The sequence below is a fragment of the Paludifilum halophilum genome (assembly GCF_002245355.1).
Taxonomy (GTDB): Bacteria; Bacillota; Bacilli; order Thermoactinomycetales; family DSM-45169; genus Paludifilum; species Paludifilum halophilum.
Window position 1 is genome coordinate 257,891 of record NZ_NOWF01000001.1, and the last position, 23,399, is coordinate 281,289.

Here is a 23,399-nt window from a genome sequence, read left to right on the forward strand (position 1 = left end):
GATGATCAGGTAAGATTGACCCATACGCTTTTGACTTCCGTGTAATGGTCCAAAGCAACCTTGCCCATTTCGCGGCCGATCCCGCTTTGCTTAAATCCTCCCCAGGGACTGGTTGCATCCAACAGATTGTATCCATTCACCCAAACCGTTCCCGCTTTCAATCCGTGAGCGACACGAACCGCCTTTTTAACATCACGGCTCCAAATACCCGCCGCCAATCCATAATCCGTCCGGTTGGCACGCCGGATCACATCGGACAGATCCTCAAAGGGCAAGACGGACAGGACCGGCCCGAAAACCTCTTCCTGGGCAACAGTCATATCGTCCCGGGCTTCAAGAATGGTGGGCTGAACGAAATAACCCGTTTTGGAAGGAAACCTTCCTCCGGCCAATACTTTCGCTCCGTCTTCAATTCCTGTTTCGATATATTTCAACACCCGGTTTTGATGTTCTTCACTGATCAGCGGACCCATCTGAGTTCCTGGATCAACACCCGCTCCTTGGCGGATGGCGTTTGCCCGCTCGACCACCTTGGACAGTACGTCATCGTATATACGTTTGTGCAGATACAGGCGTGACCCGGCACTGCAGACTTCGCCCTGGTTGAAAAAAATACTCATCATGATCCCGCCGGCAACGGCGTTTAGATCCGCATCGGGAAAGACGATGTTCGGCGATTTGCCGCCCAATTCCAGAGTCACCCGTTTGAAATCCTCTGCGGAAGCGCGGACGATCTCCCGCCCCACACGGGTCGAACCGGTAAACGTGATCTTATCCACTCCCGGGTGATGCGTCAGTGCGGCACCGGCTTTCGGACCCAAACCGGGAACGATGTTCAACACGCCGTCGGGAATCCCCGCCTCCCGACACAATTCCCCGAGCCGGATGGCTGTCAGCGGTGTCAGCTCGGAGGGTTTCAATACCACGGTATTTCCGCAAGCCAACGCCGGAGCCAACTTCCAGGACGTAATCATCAGCGGGAAGTTCCAGGGAACAATCGCTCCGATAACACCCAGCGGCTCTCGCCTCGTATAGGTCAAATAGTCACCGGGAAAGGAAACTGGAAGCGTCTCTCCGGTGAGCTTCGTCGTCCAGCCGGCAAAATAGCGAAAATGATCAACGGTCATCGGAATATCGACCATGGATGTTTCGGTCAAAGGTTTGCCGGTATCCAAGGATTCCAGCTGGCTCAATTCGTGGGCGTTTTCTTCGATCAGATCGGACAATCGCCACAGGAGACGGGCTCGTTCAGACGGACTGATACGGCTCCAAGGACCTTCCAAAGCACGGCGGGCCGCTTGAACAGCTGCATCGATATCGGAGGCATCCCCCTGATAAATGGAAGCCAGCCTTTCCCCTGTCGACGGGTCGATGGAATCAAATACCTCTCCCGACTGTGATTCCACCCAGCGGCCGATGAGCAGTTTTTTCGGACCCTTGTCGATAAATTCCCGAACGGTAGCGGAAACATGGGGAAGATCCAGAGTGGAAGTCCTTTGCGCCAAGTTACAGCACCTCCCCCATCTCTTCTTCACGGGCCTGGCGGATGTTCTCCACGGATTGATTGCGGGCCCGCTCGAGGACGTCCATCCGAGAGCCGAACTGCTTGATGGCGGTCTGCACCAGTTCGTTTTTATCCAGATTGAAGGGAAGTTCCTCCACCTGACCGATCAGATCGTGAACCACACCGATCGCCGGCTCCATCAAAAGTTCCATCCGTTTGTTGACCACATCCCATATATGATCGTGCTCCGCGATCAGTCGGGAAAGAAGATAGACCCCATAACAGATATGGCGGGATTCATCCCGTTTTAGGTATTCAAAAGCTTGAACGGTTCCCGGCATGACTCCCAGGCGTTTATAGGCTGTAAACGTTGCATGATAGCCCGTTTCCGCCAACATCCCTTCAACGATCATGTTATACGTCACCGATGCCTCCGCCTGCGCCTCCGGAGAGGGATCGCGGGTCAATCGATCCATCGCTTCCGGCAGATATTCATAAAAGATTTTTTTATAGTTGTCACTGTGATACACAGACAGATCTCCGGACAGTCCCAAGTCGTCGACAAATCTCCGGAAAATCTCCACGTGTTTCGCTTCTTCCCAGAGAAAGGTGGTCAGGAACATCTCTTCTTCGAGTCGCCCTTCATTGGCAATCACTTGGATCAAGGGGAGCAAATCCTTGGTGACCGCTTCTTCGCCTGCCAGAAACACGGAATTCAGCCTTAATGACATCTCTTTTTCGACTTCGTCAAATGAATCCCAATCTTTTTTATCCTGCGTAAGATCGATATCCCGGGGATTCCAGGTGCCGAGTTTTTTCGCCTTGTGGTAGAGGCGCATCGGTAAGAGCGAATGATCCAGTCCTTGATGGCTGGTGGTTTGCATCACGCGCATAGCGATCCCTCCGTTTTCACAATTTTAACAGGACTTTGTTCGCTTGACGCTGATCAAACAGACGGTAGCCTTCGGGAGCCTGATCCAGGGGCAACCGATGCGAGACGACCACCGTCGGGTCGATCCGACCGCCTCGAACGAGGGAAAGTGTTGCATCGATATCCCGATGGATGTTAGCCAATCCGATGCGGAAGGTAATATCCTTCGTCAAGCTATTCATCAGCGGATAGGAAAAAGTGTCTTCCGCTGTAACCCCGACTGCGGAAACACAGCCGCCTCCCCTCACCAGCTGGAAAGCCAGCTGAAGCGTTTTGGAGCCCCCCACCGCTTCAATGACAACATCCGCCCCTTCGCCGCCAGTGAGTTCGTTCATTTTGGACATCACGTTCACTTCAGCGGAAGGAACCGGAACGGCCCCCAGCTGTGAAGCCAGATCGGTTCGTTCCTTGACCAAATCGATCGCATAAACCCGAGAAGCCCCCAGAGATAAGGCGCTTTGCACGGCCATGATTCCAACAGGCCCGCAGCCGATGACGGCCGCGCTTTCTCCCGGGCGCAGCCCGCTGTTGATCACAGCACCGTAAGCCGTGGTCAGGATATCCCCCGAAAACAAAGCCTGTTCATCGGAAAGTCCCTCCGGCACCTTCCTCAATGTATAATCCGCATACGGGATGCGGGCATATTCGGCTTGCGTTCCCTGTAAGTTGCCGAAGGCAACCCCGTATCCCAATACCCCGCCGTGTTGACATTGATTGTATAGACTCCGCCGGCAGCTTCCACACTTTCCGCAAGCCACATGGAAGGCCCCGACCACCCGGTCGCCGGGGCGAAAAGCAGTCACTTGCGCTCCTACCTCTTCAACCACCCCCACATATTCGTGGCCGATCACCGAACCGGGCAAAAGACCCGGGATGGTTCCGTGATACAGATGCAGATCGGAGCCGCAAATAGCTCCTGTCGTCACGCGAACGATCGCATCCGCCGGTTCCTGAATCCGGGGATCTTCCACCGTTTCCACACGGACATGGCCCGGCCCGTGAAATGTTACCGCTTTCATTACAAGCCCTCCGGAAGTTCCGTATCCACTTCCATCGCAGTCTTCATCAGTTGTTGCGCGGCCAGAACATAACCGGACAATTCCGCCATATTTCCTTTGACCAATCTTAATCTTCCCCGCATCAGGGTCGAAATCGGCTCCAGTTGACCGTCAAAAAGCTGTTTCCAGGTTTGGGTATCCCCGCTGATCACCGTCGGGGCCGATTCCAGATCCTCCTCTGACGAAGCTCGGGCATCGCGACATTCTCCATGCCATAAATCCAAAAAAATCCATCTATCTTCCTCCAACCCGACAGAAGGATCCTTCTCCACCATGAATACGATGGGCCCTTCCCAGGTTTGCGCGGCTTGTCGGTATTGCTCGTTTTGATTCAACTTCTCCTTGTACTCTCGGGCCCATTCCGCTGTGAACGGTTCAAAAGCCATTAAAAATCACTCCTTACGGGATAATACCGATACGTACTGGTATTTTAAATGGAATGACTCGATTCGTCAATACACTTTAAAATTTTCTGTTAAATTGTTTTTTATGCCGTTCGATATCGGATCTTCTCTTCTTCCCTTTCGCCTGTAATCTCGCCGCATGCCTCCATCCAGTCCAGGAACCCGATGATTTCAGACAGCGTAAGGGAGATTTCCATCTTCTGAGCATAAGGAAACAGTAACTGAGAGATTTCAAAAGGGGTAAGGGGTTGATCCCTCATCAAGGTTTTGATCTTTTGCCTGCGCTCTTCCTGTTCTGACAAGCGACGGCGGATCAGTGCTTGAACGTCAGTAATCTCCTCTCCGTGACCGGAGAAAGCAGTATTTACCTTAAGTTGCTTACATTTAATCAGGGATTCCCTGTATCGGATCAATGCTTTGGGGCGTTCTTCACCGGACCGGATCGGGGGCTCCATGACAGGATTAGGCGAGACTTCTTTGATCAAATGATCCCCGGCCAGCAGCACGCCATCCTTTTCTCTATAGAAGACCAGGTGAGATTGGGCGTGGCCCGGGGTCTCAACCACTTGCCAGTCCTGCATTCCGGGGATCGGTGTTCCCTCTCTGAGCTTTTGATTCAACGAGATCCGACAAGACAGATGCCGCAAAACCTCAAAAACTTCAAAGGCTCTCTTTGCCGATTCCTCATCCACCCCTGCTGTTCGGAAGATGCGGGCAAAATATTGATGATACCAGGCGAAAAAATCCGCATCCTGAGTCACCCAGGGTTCGGCCGATGGATGAGCGAGCACAGGAAGATTCTTTTTTTCCAGAAGCCAATCCAAAAGGCCGCAATGGTCCGGATGGTGATGAGTCAGGATCACTTGATCGATATCGTGAATGGAAAAGCCCGCCCGGTTCAACTGTTGGGTGAAGGCATCCCAGGCATCCTCCGTTTTCGGTCCGGCATCAAACAAAGTGACGGAATCATCCTCAGCAACAATGTACACATTGACAGGCCCTACAGGGAAAGGAGTCGGAATCGTCAGCTTATGAATCCCTTCAGGATCGGTTGCGAAAGAGGTATCCACGATCAAAGCCAATTCCCCCTTCAAGTGAATGAACAGCCATTCATAAATGGGTAAAAATAAAAAAAGGGCGCGTACTCTCCGTACTCTTCATTACAGCGCAATTGGGGAGCGCCCCCCAGGGGCTCCCCTACATAATTGAATCAAGTGTACCCTAATATTTTACCGCGGTTTTTCTTCAACGACAGATTGACAAAGGATCCGACCACGATCCGGTTGAGCAAACGGGCCAGCCTGTCTAGATCCACGTCTTGGTCCGATTCCATGAGATTCTGAACCACGACTTCATTAATGGCACCTACCATGGCTTGGGAAACGACACGGATCTCCTCATCGGAAACCGAATCCGGTATCTGTGCCTGAACCGTCTGGTAAATCAGTTCGGCAAAGCGCTGGTGTGCTTCCCGCCGTACTTCTTCAACCGCTTGACTTACCCCGACAGAAGCCACCAACAACAATTGAGCAACCGTCGACCGGGTTATACAGATTTCGATGTAGCGGCGAATTCCCGTGTAGGCTTTGTAAGCCATTTTTTTCTCCGGCTGAACCGCCGTCTCCACTTCCGAAATAATTTCTTCGGCCAGTTGTTTGCAAAGAGCGACCAACAAGTCCTCTTTACTTTTAAAAGAATGATAAAAAGTGGTTTTTGACACATGAGCCTGTTCTACGATTTCCAGGATGGAGGTTTCTTTAAACCCCTTTGAAGTAAAAAGGTGAAGTGCGGCATAAAGCATCTTGTCCCGAGCTTCAATCGGCAATTTCGACACAAAGAGCAAATTCCATCATTCCATTCCATATAATACCGGTACGTATCAGTATCAATTATAAATCTTCGACTGATGTTTTTCAACACCTGGAAAAAGAACCGTGATGAAAAAGCCATCACCGAAGACCCGAATCAGAAAGAACAGGTTCCATTCAACCTCAGAATGAAGGATCAAAGAACCGGCTCCTGTTCGTAAGGAGCCGGTAAATGGGTATTTGTTCTTCTCAGAATCCATTCACTGTCTTGTCAATGACGGGAGCCTGCCGTCGGTACCTTGGCCGAAAGTGACAACGCCTGGGCAATTCCCTCTGCATGGGCTCGGGCTACGTCGGCGATAAAGGAGGAATTGGTTAATTTATTCAAATCCTGTTGCGTATCGATAAACAGGTTCTCGGTCAACACCGCAGACATGGCCGTCTCCCGCAGGACATAAAAGTTCGCTCTTTTTTTCCCGCGATCATAGACATCCCACGAGTTTCCGATCCGGCTCATGATGGCATCGTGGAGGATTCGCCGCCATTCCACAGTGTTTGGAGAAACCGATCCGTCATAGATGAAACTCTCAAATCCGGTTCCGCCACCGGCATTGATGTGAATGGAAACAAAATAATCCGCTCCGTTGTTGTTGGCCAATGCCACCCGGTCCGCCAGACTGACATCCGTGTCCGTGGTACGGGTCATTAAGATATCGACATGATAGTTGTTCAATAGATAGTCCCGAGTTTTCAACGCAATTTCCAACGTGAAATTTTTCTCTTGATACCCTCCGTTTGTCGCTCCCGGATCACTGCCGCCGTGCCCCGGATCCAAAACAACCAATGCCATCGGACATCCCTCCTGTTTTGTGTTCACTAGATAAGAAGGGAAGAGAACGATCAAAAACAACCCCTGAAGAAAAAAATTCCCCCGAAGGGGAATCTGTCTTTGTTCCTATAACAAATCAGTCTCAGATACAGAGACAGATCGGATTTCAAATCGGTCCAAAGAGCGAAGAATTTTGATCCGTATCTCTTGCTCTGCGTCTTGTTTGTCATGAAACGGTAAGTAACGGGTGTGATAACGAATCTTTGGTTCTATCAAGGTGAGAAGCTTTTGTTGAGCGGAAGGCTCTTTCTGCTTCGCCTTGACCAGCAAGGGATACAGGAAACCGATCCTTATCTCCCTCCCTCCAACGCTTGGCGCAGGATTTTCACTGCATTGCGATGCGTCTTGGAAATGGCCTGAGGGGTCACCCTCATTTCCTTCGCAATTTCCCTGAATGTCAAGCCTTGCTGATAATGAAGGTCCAACACCTGACGTTGTTTATCGGTCAGATGTTCACAGGATTGAAATAGGTCGGGGTTCTTCACCTGGGCAAACAAACTTCCTGTCGGCTTTTCACGAGCTTTCACACGATCTTTCAACGTTTCCGCTGAACCTTCTTCTATCGGTTGATCCAGAATCAAGGGCATTTGAAATTGATCTTTTTTCTGCTTTTGAATTTTGTCACGAGCGGCGTGCTGAATGACTTTGGAAATGTAGCTCCACCATTGCACTTCCACGCAGAACTCCCGGAACGACTGTTCGAGTTCTCTCTTTTTTGCGAGAGACTGCCGAGCTTCCATTTGTAACCGTCGATGGGAAGGATCTTGGTAAAACCCTCGAATCAAACGGTCGGAGAAGCCTTTTTTCCTCGCCGGATTTCCAAAGTTCTTTCGCACGGATCCGCCTCCCCTATAGAGTTGTCCATTTTATTATATATTTGATCGAAAATTCCTTCAAGAATTGACATTTCATCTTATCGGACAGTCGACGAGATTCCGTAGGAATCCGCTCTGTAAGAAAAAAACGCCATAGCATTGTGGCGTCCCTTCCAATCTTCCCGACGGATGGAATCCGTTTTCCCACTGCAAAAGTTACAGCAATTCTACATAACCTTCTGTTCCGTTCACGCGGATTCGTTGCCCGTCCTTGATCCGGTTCGTGGCGTTTTCCACCCCGACTACCGCCGGAAGGCCGTATTCACGGGCAATCACGGAGCCGTGGGTCATGAGCCCGCCCACTTCCGTCACCAAGCCTTTGATCGATACAAACAGGGGTGTCCAGCTGGGGTCGGTCGAGTTGGTAACCAGGATGTCTCCCTCCTCAATATCGGCCTCCTCCATCTTGTGAACAACACGGGCGCGTCCTTCGATGACGCCGGAGGAGACGGGGTTGCCCGGCAATGCACCTTCGGGAAGGTCGGCGTTGTCGTATTCGCCAAACAGAAGCTCGCCTTCGGACGTAATCAACCTCGGCGGTGTCAGCTTTTTATGGGTTGCGTACGCTTCTTTTCGCTCGTCGATGATCCGATGATCTACCCGGCAGGTGCGGATCACCTCCCGTAATTCCTCAAAGGAGAGATAGTAGGTGTCCTCCTTCTTCCGAAGGACCCCCTCTTGCACCAGTTTGGAGGCTTCCCTCATCAAGGCCTGTTTATAAAGGAAATAGCGCCGGATCCACAGATACTTGGGATACTCCCGGAAGCCGATAAAATGACGCAAGCGGCGGATCATCCGCTCGGTTTTTTTCGCTTTTCGGCTTCCCCCCGGTAATTGCTTCAGGCGACCTAACAGCTCCCGCTCCTTCTCTTCGGCGTTGCGCCGTCCCTCTTCAAATTTCGCCCTGCTCGCCCCCGGTTCAAAATTTTGGATGTTGCTGAGGATCATGGGGATAAGGGCGGTCGGCTGTTCGCTCCACCGGGGCTTGGTAATATCGATCTCCCCGGGGCAACGCATGCCGTATTTGTCAAGGTACGCTTTCAAAGCTTCGCTGACCGCTTCGCCCCCTTCCAGTCGGCCCAGATCCGCAAACAGGGTCTCATCCTCGGCCTCTTTCTCCAGATAGGCCCACACCTCCGGATAGGGCCGGACCGCATCGGCCACATCCAACAGGGCCAGCCCCATTTCCGAGGTGACGTTGTTCGGTACCGATTGGGAAAGGGTGTCGGCGGCGTTCTTTTCTCCCAGCCATTTTTCCATCTTGCGGTTGATCCAGTTCGCCGCATACATACCGACCATGACGACTCCCATGCCCCGGGGATCATATAAGATTTTGGTAAACCTCTGATGATCCGCCTGGATGAAGGCTAATAAATCATCTCCGGAAACGGCTTGGATCTGATCCTCCAGCTCTTCCAGGGACGCGTCGTTTTGGGAGATGATTTGTTGTATGACGGCAGGATTGTTCTCGCGATAGATCTTCAGGCTTTGCAACAGCATGGACCAGGGAGACATTCCCTCCCGAGTCAATGTGAAGACTCGTTTACCCCGGGGCAAGGATTTGATAAAAATTTTCTGTTGAATCAGGTTCCTGAGTGCGTTCGTCATCAGAGGATCGTTTTTACCCGTCATCGCCAGTGCCATCTTTCGTGCGATGGGCGAGGCCAAATCGTGACTGATATCGATAAACAGTCTGCCCCCCGCTTGATGGATGGGGAAATCATTCGATATCATCCGAAGGAAGGACATTCCCAAGGGCAGGATCACGTCAGTCATCATCTGCTGATGGCCGAAGGACATATAAACCCGGTTTCGTCCATCGTTTCCCTCCGGGATAGGATATAAGGTGGTGATGGGCCGGCTCTGCACGATAAACAACGTATCGTCAACCAGGCACCATTCGATGTCCTGCGGGCACTCAAAATAAGACTCGATTTTTCGGCCCATGCGCTCCAATTGCAAAATCTGCCCGTCCGTCAGCGTCTGTTCGTTCTGCCGGTCGGGCTCGATTTCTCGCTTCTCCGTGCCGCCTGCTTGTAAGGGCTCGATGGCCACTTTCTTGGGGGCGACCGTCTTCTCAACAATCGTTCCCTCCCGCACTTTGTAGTTGTCCGCCGACACCATCCCGGAGACGAGAGCCTCCCCCAGTCCAAAGCTGGCATCGATAGACAATACCTTTCGGTTGGAGGTGACGGGATCGGCTGTGAACAATATCCCGGAGATTTGCGGAAAAACCATCCGCTGAACGACTACCGACAGGTAGACCTTCCGATGATCAAATCCGTTTTGCATGCGGTAGATGACCGCCCGATCGGTAAAGAGCGATGCCCAGCACTGACGGATATGCTCCAAGATGGCTTCTCTGCCTGTGATGTTTAAGTACGTATCCTGCTGGCCGGCAAAAGAGGCATGAGGGAGATCTTCTGCTGTCGCACTGGAACGGATCGCATAGGCGTGCTCCTTACCAATATCTGAGAGATGGCGAATGATTTCTTCTTCAATATCCTGGGGAACCGCTGTTTCTTCGATAACCCTGCGGATGTCATTGCTGATTTCATAAATTTGTTCTCGATTCTCCGTATTCTGCATGGATAGTCGATTCAGTAAAGATTGAAATCTTTCATGATGCCTCAGGGTTCGTTGAAAAGCCTCAGTGGTGACGCAAAACCCCTCCGGTACTCGGATTCCCTCAATCCTGGACAGCTCTCCCAAATGGAGACCTTTTCCCCCGACCAGCATGAGCTTTGTTTGGTCGATCTCCTGAAAATCCAGTACATAGGAACCCATACGGATTTCCCCCTTTACCTCATCCGCTTTATCCTTCGATTCCATATCGAATCATATCCAAAAAGCGTTTCCTCTCCTTAAGCAGATGCTGATAAACCGAATCCTCCAACGATTTTTCATCCGTCATCTCCGACAAATACTTCTCTCCCAAACCATCCAATGTCATCTGTATCAGTTGGTAAGCTTCTTCACGATCCACCCCTTCTCGAAGAGGGACTTTTTCAAACAACTGTCTCCAGATCCGATCCCTTTGAGCCATCAGCTCGCCATACTTTTTATCCACATCTTCCTTCAATTGATCCGGTGTCGAGAGAAAAGCCTCCATCATCATTTTGTATACGTCGGGATGCCTTTTTAGATAATCCATTTTGATCAGACTGATTTTTTCTTTCGCCTCGAAAAAATCCTCATGTTCTAGGAGATCATCAACACGAAGCTCCGCTTTTATATTTTCAAGACATCGATCCAAAATCGAGAAATACAGATCCTTCTTACTCTTAAAATGATGAAAGATCAGGGCCTTGGAGATACCGGCCGCCTCGGCCAGCATCGCGGTCGAGGCCTTTTCATACCCGTGACGGGCGAAGACCGCCAAGCAGACGTCCATGATCTGTTCTTTTTCATACAGTTGTAAAGGCAAGAGCCACTCCGACCCCTTTCATTATGATGACCATTCGGTTAGCAACTACTATAGTATATGCTGACTGATCGGTCAATATATTTTTCAAAGTCATAACCCCATCACTGGAGTAGATGGCCCCCGACCGAAGAAACCCTAACCTGCTGTCAGGTTAGGGTTTCTTCGGTCGGTTTTTACTTCACTCATTCTTTCAAAATATTCTCTTCAAAATACTGACCCCAATCGGGCCGTCTTCCATCGATATCTTTAAATCCGTATTCGCGGGATAGTTCCCAAGAACTCAGGGCTTTACCCGTCTTTTCATGGACGTTCGGATCACAGCCCAAAGCCACAATCGCTCTCCCTACAAAATAAGGCGTTTCCGAAGCGATAAAATGTGGCTCTTTTTTGGCTCCCTCTTGCCAATTCTCTTCCGTTACACCGAATAAATCCAGCATGGCTTCTGAACGCAAAAAGCCGGGGCTGACCGCGACGGCGGTTACATGATCCTCTTTCAGCTCGTGTGACATCGCCTGAGCCAAGTGAATCACCGAAATCTTTGCCAGGCTGTAGAACAGATTTCCCCGATATTGATAGCCGGTCCCGTCTGTGATTTCCACAACAAGACCTTTCCGGTTTTGAACCATGAGAGGGACTCCGTAATGACTGGTTATCATGTGGGAATGTACAGCTTGGTTCTGCATGAGAAGTCCATGATCCAGATTGTGTTTCCAAAAAGAAGTTTGCCATTCGGTAAGAAGATCACCTCCCCAAACATCATTCACCAGAATATCCAATTGTCCATTTTGCTCCTTTTCAACCTTTCGAAAGAATGCTTTGACCTCTTCTTGATCCGTGTGGTCCACTCTGACAGCAATCCCGTTCCCCCCTCGTTGAGTAACCCGTTCAGCCGTTTCATCAATCGTTTCCGGTCTTCCCATCGGAGACGGGTTCTCTTTTGTACTCCGTCCCGTAACATAAACTGTTGCCCCCGCTTCTCCGAGCATCACGGCAATCCCACGTCCCGCTCCCCGGGTTGCACCGGCTACCACAGCCACTTTTCCGTCCAAGGGTTTCATCGGTTCCATCTCCTTTCATCTTTTCAATGAAAGGATACAATATGGAATATGACATCCATTGTCATATTCCATAAACGGGGCTCCCCCTTCGTTAAAGGATGATGGTCATGAGAGCCGACAGGTTGTTAAATATGATGATTTTGCTGCAAAACAGGGGAAAGATGACTGCCGGGGAATTGGCGGACGAATTAGAGGTGTCAAAAAGAACCATATTTCGGGACATGGACGCTTTGAGTTTAGCAGGAGTCCCCATCATTTCCGAAAGAGGAAAAGGCGGGGGATGGCGCTTATTGGATCATTTTCGCAATCAGTTAAGTGGAATGACCTCGGACGATATCCAATCCCTATTTATTGTCCCGTCGGAGCCATTGTTGAACGATTTGGGATTGAATCGCCAGTCATTGGATACCCGACAAAAACTACTGGCATCGATTCCGGTACATGACAAAGATCAGGCCAAAAGGATCTGGGAAAGAATTCATATCGATACAAGCAACTGGAGAGAGTCCAAGAAAAAAGCCGACTTTTTCAAAACGATACAGCAGGCCGTATGGGAAGACAAAAAACTTGAGATTGTATATAAAAGGGCAGACGGTGGTCGAAGTGAACGAATCGTTGAACCGTTGGGATTGGTCGCCATGGGCGAAAAGTGGTATCTCGCGGCTTCCACCGACGGAGGCATGCGTAATTACAGAGTGTCCCGGATAGAATTGGCAAAAATCAAAAATGAGACATTCGACAGGCCTGATGCATTCAATTTGGCCGTGTACTGGGATCAGTCAAAGGCTGATTTTATACAAAGTCTGCCTGAATTTCAGGTAGAGGTAACCCGGAAATTATCAACAAAATTCATTTCACCGGTCGGTTTGTCCGAATGGTTCGTACGGATCATCCCGGTAATGAATGGATTCCCGCCATTTTGGTTTTTCATCACGAGCAGGAAGCGATCGAATATATATTAGGTTTCGGTGACAAAATGAAAATCGTGGAACCCAGTAACCTTGTTGAAAAAGTAGTATCAAAGGCCAAATCGGTCATTCATTTTTATGATCAGTAATGGATGATTTGGAATGGAGCATATAAAAAAGGCCCGCTACGGGCCTTTTTACGCCGGCAGGTATATAGAATCAGCTTTCAGTAACTGTCCGGTTGGTTTCCTTCGTCCTTGTTTGTTCAGGATCATCCTCTGTCTCGGGATGGGAATGTTTGATAAAGAAGGCTAATACGAGACCGACGATCGAGGTAATGCCGGCAACAACAAACGATACGTTGACACCATGAACAAGCCCGTTCACACCTTTTTCAGGCTGTACATTGTTGATCATGACCGTTACGAGTAAGGCCGTTCCAACAGCACCTGATATTTGGCGCATCGTATTGTTCATCGCGGTTCCGTGAGGAATCAAATCCTTTGGCAGCTGATTTAAGCCGGCTGTTGTCACTGGCATCATGACCATGGCGATGCCTAGCATTCTGATCGCATTCACCACTGCTAAATAAGTAAAAGTCGTCTGAGCCGTGAGAATGGCGAACATAAATGTTGTAATGGTGACGATAAATAATCCAATAATCGCTAGCCATTTGGCGCCAAACTGATCAAAGAGCCGCCCGGTAATGGGGTTCATCATTCCCATTAAAAGAGCACCTGGTAACAGCATTAATCCGGATTCAAACGCTGTAAAACCGAGCATATTTTGCATGAGTAACGGTAAAACCGTTGCCGACCCAATCATAGCCATAAATACGACCATACCGAGGGCTGTTGTTAAGGTGAACATTTTATATTTAAATACCCGGAATTCGAGGATGGGTTGTTCTAATTTCAACTGCCTCCATATAAACCAAAAAAGAGAAACCGCACCGACAATCATGGATGTTGTGACTTCTTCACTCGCCCATCCATCATTACCTGCAATGCTAAATCCATATAACAAGCCGCCAAACCCTAAGGAAGAAAGGATAATCGAAAAGGCATCAACCTTCGGGTTTGTCTGTTTGGTTACATTGATGAGAATGAAATAAGCGATAATAAAGTCAATGACAACGATGGGAAAGATGACATAAAATAAGCTTCTCCACGGAAAATGTTCGACAAGCCAACCGGATAAAGTCGGGCCGATCGCTGGTGCGAAAGCGATGACTAACCCAAACATCCCCATCGCTGTTCCCCGTTTTTCAACAGGAAAGATCAACATCAGTATCGTTTGCATCAATGGCATAATAATACCCGCCCCAGCGGCTTGAGTGATTCTACCAACCATTAAGAACAGGAAATTCGGTGCAACGGCACAAATGAGCGTACCTGCAGCAAACAAACCCATTGCTGTAAGAAACAGGCCTCTTGTTGTAAAACGGCCGATCAAAAATGCCGTAACTGGGATCATAATCCCATTGACCAGCATGAAAATCGATGTCAGCCACTGGGCCGTATTCGCTTCCAGATGCAAATCCTCCATAATGTGGGGTAATGCGGTCGCTAAAAGTGTCTGATTCAGAATAGCTGAAAAAGCTCCCGAAATTAATACAATCATGAGGGGAATCTTATTGAAGGTTTCTTCAGATTGTGTTGGTTTCTGACTCCAAACCATATTCTTCCTTCCTTCTTCCTTAAAATCAATGTAGTTTATCGATACCACAGCAAACATTTTTTATGAAAAAGTTTGCTCCCGAAAACATCATACATACAAATCTATATTATAACACAAAATTTCTCCGATCATCAGACATCCCGGATCAAACACCTCTTTTTGAATCCTAGCATTAAAAATTTCTGTATCATGCTTTAAGGCCATATCAGCAATGATTACTTGGTTGGATCAGTTTCCTTTTTCAGTAATAGAAAAATAACCATGAGTGAATACCAAGCTACTTCGGCCCCGGCAACGGAGATACCGTCAGAGATAGTAGGGCTTGCTTCATCCTACAAATAGAACTCAAATTACACTCGAATGACAGCTACCTATCGCACCTTTTTTAGCTGAATGTAATTATTTATTTTATATTTGTGTTATTGTTATTTATATTGAAAAATATACTTTTTCCTACAGGAGGTTTTTTCTATGAAAAAATGGTTGAATTGGTCCCTGGTGTTAGGCCTGACGATCGCTGTGTCCAGCTTTTTCCCTCCAACTACAGCGGCGGCTGACGATGATGAAGTTCTCCACGAAACCATTGTGGTGGAAGCCGGCGAGACCTTCGATGGTGAAGGGAAAAGGTATATCGCCGGGCCCGAGTTGGGAGATGGCAGCCAGGATGAAAATCAAGAACCCGTTTTTAGGCTGGAGAAAGGCGCCACTTTGAAAAACGTGGTTCTCGGATCTCCAGCCGCGGATGGGGTTCACTGCTATGGCGATTGCAATGTTGAAAATATCGTCTGGGAAGATATCGGTGAAGATGCGTTGACGGTGAAAGAAGAAGGAACGGTAACCATTAAAGGTGGTTCCGCTCAAAATGGGGAGGATAAGATGTTCCAGATCAACGCCCCGGCCACCTTTAAAGTATATAATTTCAAAGGGGATAATGCTGGCAAATTCATCCGCCAAAATGGTGGTACGACCTTCAAAGTTTCTGTTTACATTGAGGATTGCACCATCACTAACATGAAAGAGGCCATTTTCAGAACGGACAGCAACACCAGTGAAGTCACCATGGTCAATACCAAATACGGCAATATCGGAAAAGAAAAATGGATCGGAGTCAAACACATTACTGAAAAAGGCAACACGGATATCAGTGACGACTTATAAAAAACCCTCTACTTATTTTGTTAAACGAGATAAATATCCTTTGAATGACCATGGGGAAAAGAGATAAAAGAAATAAGGCCCTAACCTTGTAGATACATACACAAGGTTAGGGCCTTGATCTATATACTCCCAATACGGTTAACCATGTTGCAAGTTTCATCCAAACCTCTCCCACTGAATTCTAAAAATGCTTCTGCTATATTCCCAGTGTTAGTCATCTGTCGGCATCGACGAATCGTTTCCCTTCTGAAAGAAAGAGCCTTTAAAATGGAGAATCACTATGGCCTATACCCCTACCTGAAAAATAAAGAGGCCTTAAAACGGAAATTTGAGAGCCTAGCAAATTCCTTATATGTTTTTTTCAGTTTGCCTGTTCAATCACAGATCTTGTTGACCGGTTCCCTCCATTCGCTTTTAAGATTATAATAAAGGGGAACATATTTTCTCTATTCATCGGAGGTCTTATATCGATGGCATTTCATCTTCCTCAGGATTGGAACGACGTATTGGCCGATGAGTTGGAGCAACCTTATGTCAGTCGGTTGGCTTCGTTTTTACAAGAAGAACGATCCCGTTATATCGTTTATCCCCCGGAGAATCATCAATTTTCCGCCCTTGAGCTAACCCCCTATGATCAGGTGAAAGTGTTATTGCTTGGACAAGACCCGTATCACAATGAAAATCAAGCGCACGGTCTTTCTTTCTCCGTCCGGCCAGGGGTTCCTTCACCTCCTTCGTTGAGAAACATGTTTAAAGAATTGAAGGAAGATCTGGGGTACGAAGTTCCCGATGACGGATGTTTGATCCCCTGGGCCCGTCAGGGTGTCTTGATGCTGAATACAATTTTGACGGTTCGTGCCCATGAACCCAAATCCCATAAAAACAAGGGCTGGGAAACGTTGACCGATGCCATCATCCGCAAGGTGAACGAGAAAGACGAATCGGTCGTGTTTGTTTTATGGGGAAACGACGCCCGAAAGAAAAAGAAGTGGATCGACACCAATCGCCATCCCGTCATTGAATCCGTTCATCCTTCTCCCCTGTCCGCCAAGCGGGGCTTTTTTGGAAGTCGTCCGTTTTCGAGGATTAATCACGCTTTAAAGGAGGCAGGCCGATCGGAAATCGACTGGCGGATTCATGGGCGAATCGAATAGAAAACAGTCGGGGAGGTGAGGTGTTGATGGGTGCCCAGCTTTTTGAAACAAAACGGGTGGTTGATCGGCGGGGTGATTCTACTCATCGTGGCGATAGCCGGTACAGCATGGATCCAGCCGCCTCCCGGCTCCGCCAAGCCGCCTTCTCTCCCCGGAAGCTCTTCCATACAGCTTGCCGCCGGACCATCAGTTGAAGAACAGCTGACGATCAAGCTCATCAGTAGAAGGATTAGATACCCTTGAATGAGAAAGAACGGAAAACGACTTAACTTCCGATACGGTCTTATTATCGGAAGTTAAAAATGTCTGATGCAAACATGAGACCGAGAGGACTTTTATACTCTCTGTCGAACTCCGGTTTAAACAAACCATTCCTTCAACCGGGAGTGTTTCCTATGGATGAACCTGTATTTTCAAGACGTTTGCCGGAAAGCATCAACCGAATGATCATAAAATTCCCCGAAGATGTTCAGGAATTTTTCCTGGAGATGATCAGTGCCGATCGATCCAAGCAAACCATCGCCAACTACGCTTATGATTTCACTCTTTTCTTCGATTACTTGGCCTCAAAAAATGTGACTCTGGAAGATGTCACCTCCCGAACGCTGAAACGCTTCTTCCGTCGGATCGAAAACGGTTATGAGCGGACGGTCCATGTGAAGTTGAAAAAGAGAAATCCGGCAAGCGGCGAGACAGAAGAAGTCTGGGTGAAGCGAAAGCACTTCCGGGAAAATTCCCGTGCTGGAAAACAGCGAAAGCAAGCCTCTCTCCGCTCCCTCTTCCGGTATCTCGTCAAAACCCATGTCCTCGACCGGGATCCGATGGAAGAGTATGAAGACGCTTCTCTGCGAGCCCGGCATCATAAAAAAGTGCCGGTCTTTCTGACCCGAGATGAAGCATTGCGCCTCGTGGAGGCTGTGGGCCTTTACCATGAAAAACAGAAAAGGCGACGACAACCCTGGTATGAATACCGGGATCGGGCCATGATCCTCCTGCTCCTGAATACAGGCATGCGGGTATCGGAACTGGTCGGCCTGGATATCAACAGCATTCAGACCGATGGAGCGATTACCCGGGTCATCGTTTTCGGGAAAGGCGGAAAAGAACGAGTGCTGAAGTTGAACCCAACCGCACTTGAAAGTTTAAAAGCCTACCTGGACCGCCGCCCGAGAGACCAGGTCCCCAAGGAGCATGAAAACACGCTCTTTCTCAACAAAAATAAAACCCGCATCAGCCGTAAGGGGGTCTACGAAGCACTGCGCAAATATGTCAGGGAAGCCAATCTCCCTCCGAAAGCCGCCAACATTTCTCCTCACAAACTGCGGCATACGCTTGCCACTCTCTTATTGTCCAACGGGGAGAATCTGCGTGTCGTTCAGGAGATCCTGGGACACTCCAGCATCCAGACCACCCAGATTTACACCCATGTGATCAACTCGGAACAGGATCAAGCGCTGGACCGGCTGAATCTGTTGGAATAAGGCGGGATCATGGTTACGATAAAGAAAAGGTGGTGGTTCAAACATGATTCGAAATCATATCATCGTCCACGGGAGAGTACAGGGAGTGGGATTCCGTTACTACACACAGCGGATCGCCGCCCAGTATCGAATGGTGGGCTGGGTTCGCAACAAAGCCGACGGAACGGTGGAAATCGATGCCCAGGGCGATAAGGAACAGATGGACTCCTTCCTCCGAGCGGTTAAAAAAGGGAGTCCCCATTCCAAAGTGACCCAGATCGACATCGATCAGGGACTGGAGCTAAAAAAGTATCGATCCTTTCAGATCCAATACTGATTTCCGGCGGAAGCCTGCGCTTCCGCTTTTTCTGTCTTCTTCCTTCGACGAAGCGACCCCGATCGGGGGTTCGCAATCTTTGGCAGGGATATAATGGAAAGAGGTGCGAAGCGATAGGAAAAGGGCTCTCCTGACACTTAATTGTAACGACTGACTCGATGACGGCGCGCAAAATATGTCATAATGAAAAAGGGCTTATTTATAATTCTTCTAATGTATGAAAGGTGTGTCGCAATGGCCAGCCAACCATTCAACGATACCTTTTTAAGAGCCTGCCGGCAGGAACCGACGGAATACACCCCGGTTTGGTACATGCGTCAAGCCGGCCGATATCAACCGGAATACCGGCGTATCCGGGAGAAATATTCCTTTTTTGAGATGAGCGAGACTCCGGAAGTCTGTGCGGAAGTGACCCGTCTCCCGGTGGAACAACTGGGAGTGGACGCGGCAATTCTTTTTGCGGATATCATGACTCCGCTCAAGCCCATCGGTGTGGACGTGAACATCCGCCCCGGAGTCGGTCCGGTGATCTCCAATCCGGTTCGTTCGGAAGCCGATGTTCGCCGGTTGAGAGAGCTGGATCCTGAAAGCCACATCCCCTTTATTTCGGAATCGATTCACATCCTGAAGGAACAGTTGTCCGTTCCTTTGATCGGCTTCGCCGGCGCCCCCTTCACCCTGGCCAGTTACCTGGTCGAAGGAGGGCCGTCGAAGAACTATCATATGACCAAAGGATTGATGTATGCCCAACCCGGGGTTTGGAACCTTTTGATGGAAAAATTAGGGTCCTTGACTGTCTCCTATCTGAAGGCGCAGGTGAAAGCCGGGGCACACGCTGTTCAGGTTTTCGATTCCTGGGTTGGAGCATTGAACGAGGATGACTACCGCACCTATGTCGCACCAGTGATGCACCGGATCTTTACGGAAATCAAACAGTCGACCGATGTGCCTGTCATTTATTTCGGTATTGGCGCCGGTCATCTGCTTGAGGAGTGGGGCCGGCTGCCCGTGGATGTTATCGGTCTGGACTGGAGAACATCCATCGATGCCGCCCGGAGAATGGGCATCCGGAAAACCCTGCAGGGAAACCTGGACCCTTCCCTTCTTCTTGCCCCTTGGGAAATCATCGAAAAAAAAGCGAAGGAAATTCTGGACCAGGGGGCTTCCGTCCCCGGCTATATCTTCAATCTGGGGCACGGCACGTTTCCGGAAGTTCAGGTAGAAACGCTGCAACGATTAACCGCCCTGATCCACGATTATACGAAGAAATGAGGTGTCGATTATGCCAAAGAAGAAAGCCGGTCTGTTAGTGATGGCTTATGGAACCCCCCGCAAACCGGAAGATATCGAGCCTTACTACACCCATATCCGCCACGGACGCCGACCTCCCGAGGATCTGTTGCAGGATTTGAAGGACCGATATCAAGCGATTGGCGGAATCTCTCCGTTGGCCCGAATTACGGAAGAGCAGGCGGATGCTCTGGAAAAAACACTGAATGATCGATACGAAGACGTGGAATTTCAGGCCTACCTCGGTTTGAAACACATCGATCCTTTCATTGAGGATGCGGTCCGGGCCATGAACGAAGACGGGATCGAAGAAGCTGTCAGTATCGTATTGGCCCCCCACTATTCCACCTTCAGTGTCAAATCCTATAACGGACGGGCCCAAGAAACCGCCGAAGCGATCGGCGGACCGCGCATCCATTCCGTCGAGAGCTGGTATACAGAGCCTCGCTTTATCGATTACTGGGCGGATCAGCTCCAACAAACTTACCAATCCATTCCGAAAGAGGAGCAAAGCCGGAGCGTGGTTATCTTCTCCGCTCACAGCCTCCCGGAAAAAATCCTGCAGGCCGGCGATCCTTATCCCAAACAACTGGAGCAGACAGCGAAGTTGGTCGCCGAAGCGGCCGGTATCCAGCATTACGCCATCGGTTGGCAAAGTGCCGGGAATACCCCGGAACCCTGGTTGGGTCCCGATGTGCAGGATCTGACCCGGGACTTGCACCGGGAGAAGGGATACACCTCCTTTGTTTATTGCCCTCTCGGATTTGTTGCGGAACACTTGGAAGTCCTTTATGACAACGATTATGAATGCAAACTGGTTTGTGATGAAATCGGAGCCCGATATGACCGACCGGAAATGCCTAACGCTCAAACGAAATTCATCGATGCACTGGCCGATGTGGTAGCGAAAAAATGGACAGAAGCAGGGCGGATGAGGGCATGAATCACCGGGAGAAACGGGTTGCGATCGTCGGGGGAGGAATCACCGGCCTTTCCGCCGCCTTTTATTTGAAGAAAGAAGCCGAACAACGGGGATGGAATCTTTCCCTCACCTTGATCGAGTCTCAGAACCGACTGGGAGGCAAAATCGCGACGGAACAGACGGATGGATTTGTCATGGAGAAGGGCCCGGATTCCTTTTTGGAACGAAAACCCAGTGCCAAACAGTTAGTCACCGACCTGGGGCTGGAAGATCAATTGGTACGTAACCAAACCGGTCAGGCATATATCCTGCATCACTCCCAATTGATTCCGATTCCCGAAGGGGCGGTGATGGGGGTGCCGACCCGACTGGCCCCTTTCGCCTTCACCCCCCTCTTCTCCCCCGCCGGGAAAATCCGTGCCGCCGGGGATTTAGTGCTTCCCCGCAGCCGAAGCGAAGAAGATGTTTCCGTCGGCTCCTTTTTCCGTCGGCGCCTCGGAGACGAAGTGGTGGACAAGTTAATTGAACCCCTTCTTTCCGGCATCTATGCGGGAAATATCGACCGGCTCAGCCTGATGGCCACCTTTCCCCAATATGTCCGGATGGAAAAAAACCATCGCAGTCTGATTCTGGGGACGAAAAAAACCCGTTCCTCTTCTGCGACAGGAAACCGGAGCCGACCGAAGGGACAGTTTCTCACTTTGAAACGAGGGCTATCTCACATAGTGGACGCCCTCGAGGAATACCTGTCTTCTTCTTCTCTCCTCAAAGGAACCGCCCTGCAGCATATGGAGCCCCTCCGGGAAGGATATCGATTGCAGCTGGATTCAGGGGAGGAGATCACCGCTGACGCCGTGGTGATGGCGGTTCCTCATTCTGTGGTATCGAAGGCACTTCCCGCTTTCGATTTTTTACAGCGGAAAGAGCCCTTGCCTTTCACTTCTGTTGCTACCGTTATCATGGGATACGACGAATCATCCGTTTTCCTGGATCGGGAAGGTACCGGATTTGTTGTTCCCCGCGAGGAGGAGACCACGATTACCGCCTGTACCTGGACGCATAAAAAATGGCCCCATACGACACCGTCGGGGAAAGTGATGCTTCGTTGCTATGTGGGCCGGTTCGGCGATGAAGGGATTGTGGATGAACCGGATGACACGATCGTGAACCATGTCCAAAAGGATCTAAAAAAGATCCTGAATATCCAATCCCCGCCGGAATGGACGCGCGTCACCCGATGGCGCCGTGCGATGCCCCAATATACGGTTGGTCACGCCAACTGGGTTCAACGCTTGAAAGAACAAACCCGTCACCGGCTTCCCGGCCTTTTTCTGACTGGAGCCTCCTACAGCGGTGTGGGAATTCCGGATTGCATCGACCAAGGAAAGGAAGCCGCCCGGGAAGTGCTGGAATTGTTGGGGAAGGCATAAAGAACGGCATCAAAAAGGACCTGTTTAGATAGACAGGTCCTTTTTGATGCCGTACAAGGCTATTGTGCCACTCTCCGGGCCGTAAGATAGTTATTACGGAATTTTTCTTTGTTCAAGCTCTCGACTGTTACCCCGACCCCTTCTTCCAGGGTGTGAATCATTTTCCCATCTCCCCAATAGATACCGACATGCCCCGGGATATGATTGTTCTTAAACCGCCCGGGAACGGAGAAAAACAGCAAGTCTCCCGGTCGAAGCTCCTCTTGGGAAACTCGGACTCCTTCCTTGGCCTGATCTCTGGCCACTCGCGGAAGATCCACGTCGAAATGGCGATAAACATACCGGGTGAATGATGAGCAATCAAACTGGCCATTATCGGGATACTCGGCTCCGAATTCATAGTCGACTCCCTTGAATTTGGAAGCATACTTCAGTAATTGTTGCTGGTCGATCTCTGGGAGTGAATCCCCATTTGCGACTTTTCTTATCGGTGTTCGCGCTTCATTATGCGGATTGGCCGCCCGATGTTGCAGGGTAATCGCTTTCCGGTCCGGTTGGGTTTTCGTACGAAGCCCGAATAACCGCTCAATGGAACGGGGGGATATAAACTCCGTATCATCGCGGATCATCACCGGATCCGGGAGCGAACGCACTCGTTCACCGTCATAAACTTTTCGTGAACCCGTGTCAATCGTATACTCCAACCCCGCTCCTCCGATCTGGATCGTCTGAGTGCCGGGTTGTCTGTGTGCCCGGTATCCGATGGTTTGTACAACCCGATCCAGAGGAACGTAAGGAGTTTTTCCCCTGTTAAAAGTCACGTCCAACTTCACTTCTTCAGTCGTCACACGATCCGGGCCTGTTTCCGCACGATCCCTTGCATGATTCCATCGGTCCTCATCCTGGGACAAAAACGAATACACTCCAATCGAAAGTGCCAAGACAACCGCGATCCCTATGATCGATTTCAACCATCGACTCATCCTTACACCTCCTAACCATAGAATGAACGAATCCCTTCACTTCATACCTATGACCGAACCGATTCGAACCTATGTTTGTACTTCACTCTGTATTCGTGTATACTTGTAGAAAAATAAAGCATT

The 23,399-nt window shown here is 49.7% G+C and carries 24 protein-coding genes and 1 pseudogene; 11 read left to right on the plus strand and 14 right to left on the minus strand.

All coding sequences use genetic code 11. The features are described from left to right. Nucleotides 1-5: 5 nt before the first annotated feature. The 12 genes from CHM34_RS01100 to CHM34_RS01160 all read right to left on the minus strand — a co-directional run bounded on the left by CHM34_RS01100 (nt 6) and on the right by CHM34_RS01160 (nt 11,954). Nucleotides 6-1,505 carry an aldehyde dehydrogenase family protein gene (locus tag CHM34_RS01100; RefSeq protein WP_206093727.1) on the minus strand — a complete coding sequence of 500 codons (1,500 nt, stop codon included), beginning with the start codon at nt 1,503-1,505 and terminating at the stop codon, nt 6-8. 1 nt (nt 1,506) lies between these two features. After that, nucleotides 1,507-2,397, minus strand: coding sequence for a R2-like ligand-binding oxidase (locus tag CHM34_RS01105; RefSeq protein WP_094262738.1), 891 nt, complete (start codon nt 2,395-2,397; stop codon nt 1,507-1,509). Nucleotides 2,398-2,413: 16 nt separating this feature from the next. Next, nucleotides 2,414-3,454 (minus strand): alcohol dehydrogenase family protein, encoded by a 1,041-nt coding sequence (locus CHM34_RS01110; RefSeq protein WP_094262739.1) that lies wholly within the window; start codon nt 3,452-3,454, stop codon nt 2,414-2,416. Beyond that, nucleotides 3,454-3,879 carry an SCP2 sterol-binding domain-containing protein gene (locus tag CHM34_RS01115; protein WP_094262740.1) on the minus strand — a complete coding sequence of 142 codons (426 nt, stop codon included), beginning with the start codon at nt 3,877-3,879 and terminating at the stop codon, nt 3,454-3,456. Before CHM34_RS01115 ends, CHM34_RS01110 begins: the two co-directional genes overlap by 1 nt. Before the next feature lie 101 nt (nt 3,880-3,980). After that, nucleotides 3,981-4,967, minus strand: coding sequence for an MBL fold metallo-hydrolase (locus tag CHM34_RS01120; protein WP_240511833.1), 987 nt, complete (start codon nt 4,965-4,967; stop codon nt 3,981-3,983). A gap of 140 nt (nt 4,968-5,107) precedes the next feature. Continuing rightward, nucleotides 5,108-5,731, minus strand: a complete 624-nt coding sequence (locus CHM34_RS01125; protein WP_141201604.1) for a TetR/AcrR family transcriptional regulator — start codon at nt 5,729-5,731, stop codon at nt 5,108-5,110. Between the two features lie 245 nt (nt 5,732-5,976). After that, a complete protein-coding gene (locus CHM34_RS01135) occupies nt 5,977-6,555 on the minus strand; it encodes an N-acetylmuramoyl-L-alanine amidase (protein ID WP_094262744.1) in 579 nt (192 codons plus the stop codon). A gap of 105 nt (nt 6,556-6,660) precedes the next feature. Continuing rightward, nucleotides 6,661-6,864 (minus strand): helix-turn-helix domain-containing protein, encoded by a 204-nt coding sequence (locus CHM34_RS20415; protein WP_094262745.1) that lies wholly within the window; start codon nt 6,862-6,864, stop codon nt 6,661-6,663. A 20-nt stretch (nt 6,865-6,884) separates the two neighbouring features. Continuing rightward, the gene (locus tag CHM34_RS01145) at nt 6,885-7,430 is read right to left on the minus strand and encodes a sigma-70 family RNA polymerase sigma factor (protein ID WP_094262746.1); all 546 of its coding nucleotides are present in this window, start codon (nt 7,428-7,430) and stop codon (nt 6,885-6,887) included. 195 nt (nt 7,431-7,625) lie between these two features. Further along, nucleotides 7,626-10,256: a phosphoenolpyruvate synthase gene (gene ppsA, locus CHM34_RS01150; protein ID WP_094263061.1), complete on the minus strand. Its 2,631-nt coding sequence runs from the start codon at nt 10,254-10,256 to the stop codon at nt 7,626-7,628. Between the two features lie 28 nt (nt 10,257-10,284). Then, nucleotides 10,285-10,896: a TetR/AcrR family transcriptional regulator gene (locus CHM34_RS01155; protein ID WP_094262747.1), complete on the minus strand. Its 612-nt coding sequence runs from the start codon at nt 10,894-10,896 to the stop codon at nt 10,285-10,287. Nucleotides 10,897-11,078: 182 nt separating this feature from the next. Beyond that, nucleotides 11,079-11,954, minus strand: a complete 876-nt coding sequence (locus CHM34_RS01160) for an SDR family oxidoreductase (protein ID WP_094263062.1) — start codon at nt 11,952-11,954, stop codon at nt 11,079-11,081. Between the two features lie 161 nt (nt 11,955-12,115). On the opposite strand from CHM34_RS01160, the pseudogene CHM34_RS20030 reads away from it, so the two are divergent. The 3 genes and pseudogenes from CHM34_RS20030 to CHM34_RS20035 all read left to right on the plus strand — a co-directional run. Continuing rightward, nucleotides 12,116-12,175: pseudogene (locus tag CHM34_RS20030) on the plus strand (HTH domain-containing protein); the annotation flags it as partial. A 69-nt stretch (nt 12,176-12,244) separates the two neighbouring features. After that, complete coding sequence (locus tag CHM34_RS01165; protein ID WP_338048639.1) at nt 12,245-12,916, plus strand: helix-turn-helix transcriptional regulator; 672 nt, start codon at nt 12,245-12,247, stop codon at nt 12,914-12,916. Further along, nucleotides 12,829-13,011 (plus strand): WCX domain-containing protein, encoded by a 183-nt coding sequence (locus tag CHM34_RS20035; RefSeq protein WP_338048633.1) that lies wholly within the window; start codon nt 12,829-12,831, stop codon nt 13,009-13,011. The genes CHM34_RS01165 and CHM34_RS20035 overlap by 88 nt, the downstream gene beginning before the upstream one ends. A 70-nt stretch (nt 13,012-13,081) precedes the next feature. Here the strand turns inward: CHM34_RS20035 and CHM34_RS01170 are convergent, their stop codons facing one another. Continuing rightward, nucleotides 13,082-14,542, minus strand: a complete 1,461-nt coding sequence (locus CHM34_RS01170) for an MDR family MFS transporter (protein ID WP_094262748.1) — start codon at nt 14,540-14,542, stop codon at nt 13,082-13,084. Between the two features lie 471 nt (nt 14,543-15,013). Here CHM34_RS01170 and CHM34_RS01175 point away from each other — a divergent pair, with 471 nt between their 5' ends. The 8 genes from CHM34_RS01175 (at nt 15,014) to hemY (ending at nt 22,293) form a co-directional block, all read left to right on the plus strand. Next, a complete protein-coding gene (locus CHM34_RS01175; RefSeq protein WP_094262749.1) occupies nt 15,014-15,700 on the plus strand; it encodes a pectate lyase in 687 nt (228 codons plus the stop codon). 470 nt (nt 15,701-16,170) lie between these two features. Next, nucleotides 16,171-16,854, plus strand: coding sequence for a uracil-DNA glycosylase (locus CHM34_RS01180; protein ID WP_094262750.1), 684 nt, complete (start codon nt 16,171-16,173; stop codon nt 16,852-16,854). A 26-nt stretch (nt 16,855-16,880) separates the two neighbouring features. After that, nucleotides 16,881-17,048 (plus strand): hypothetical protein, encoded by a 168-nt coding sequence (locus CHM34_RS19150; protein WP_169713527.1) that lies wholly within the window; start codon nt 16,881-16,883, stop codon nt 17,046-17,048. A 201-nt stretch (nt 17,049-17,249) separates the two neighbouring features. Further along, nucleotides 17,250-18,335 carry a tyrosine-type recombinase/integrase gene (locus CHM34_RS01185; protein WP_169713528.1) on the plus strand — a complete coding sequence of 362 codons (1,086 nt, stop codon included), beginning with the start codon at nt 17,250-17,252 and terminating at the stop codon, nt 18,333-18,335. 43 nt (nt 18,336-18,378) lie between these two features. Beyond that, entirely contained in the window at nt 18,379-18,651 is a 273-nt protein-coding gene (locus CHM34_RS01190; RefSeq protein WP_094262752.1) for an acylphosphatase, read from the plus strand. A 234-nt stretch (nt 18,652-18,885) separates the two neighbouring features. Next, nucleotides 18,886-19,923 carry a uroporphyrinogen decarboxylase gene (gene hemE, locus CHM34_RS01195; RefSeq protein WP_094262753.1) on the plus strand — a complete coding sequence of 346 codons (1,038 nt, stop codon included), beginning with the start codon at nt 18,886-18,888 and terminating at the stop codon, nt 19,921-19,923. 10 nt (nt 19,924-19,933) lie between these two features. After that, nucleotides 19,934-20,884, plus strand: a complete 951-nt coding sequence (gene hemH / locus CHM34_RS01200) for a ferrochelatase (protein WP_094262754.1) — start codon at nt 19,934-19,936, stop codon at nt 20,882-20,884. Continuing rightward, entirely contained in the window at nt 20,881-22,293 is a 1,413-nt protein-coding gene (gene hemY / locus CHM34_RS01205; protein ID WP_094262755.1) for a protoporphyrinogen oxidase, read from the plus strand. The genes hemH and hemY overlap by 4 nt, the downstream gene beginning before the upstream one ends. A 59-nt stretch (nt 22,294-22,352) precedes the next feature. Here hemY and CHM34_RS19730 read toward each other — a convergent pair whose 3' ends face one another. Further along, the gene (locus tag CHM34_RS19730; RefSeq protein ID WP_240511806.1) at nt 22,353-23,276 is read right to left on the minus strand and encodes a C40 family peptidase; all 924 of its coding nucleotides are present in this window, start codon (nt 23,274-23,276) and stop codon (nt 22,353-22,355) included. Between the last annotated feature and the right edge of the window lie 123 nt (nt 23,277-23,399).